Below are 247 nucleotides of genomic sequence, written 5' to 3'. Positions count from 1 at the left end.
TGGGAGGCCGACGTCGTCCTCCGCGACGGCAGCACCACGCACGTGCGGCCGATCCGCCCCGAGGACGCGGATGCCCTGCAGTCGTTCCACGTCGGCCAGTCCGAGGCGTCGGTCGTGTTCCGGTTCTTCGCCCCGCTGGAGCGGCTGGGCGACCGGGACCTCGCGCGGTTCACCCGCGTCGGCCACCGGGACCGGGCCGCGCTGGTGGCGGTGGCGGGGGACGACGCGATCATCGGCGTCGCCCGGT

The 247-nt window shown here is 75.7% G+C and carries 1 protein-coding gene; it reads left to right on the top strand.

Going from position 1 to position 247, the window contains the following annotated elements:
* The coding region (locus KVT14_RS20830; protein WP_217617343.1) for a hypothetical protein at positions 1 to 247 on the top strand (247 nt) is incomplete at both ends.

The organism is Cellulomonas sp. GbtcB1, assembly GCF_019091725.1.
Classification (GTDB): domain Bacteria; phylum Actinomycetota; class Actinomycetes; order Actinomycetales; family Cellulomonadaceae; genus Cellulomonas.
The sequence above is the reverse complement of the archived record's forward strand: the minus strand, read 5'-3'. Positions and strand labels throughout refer to the sequence as shown.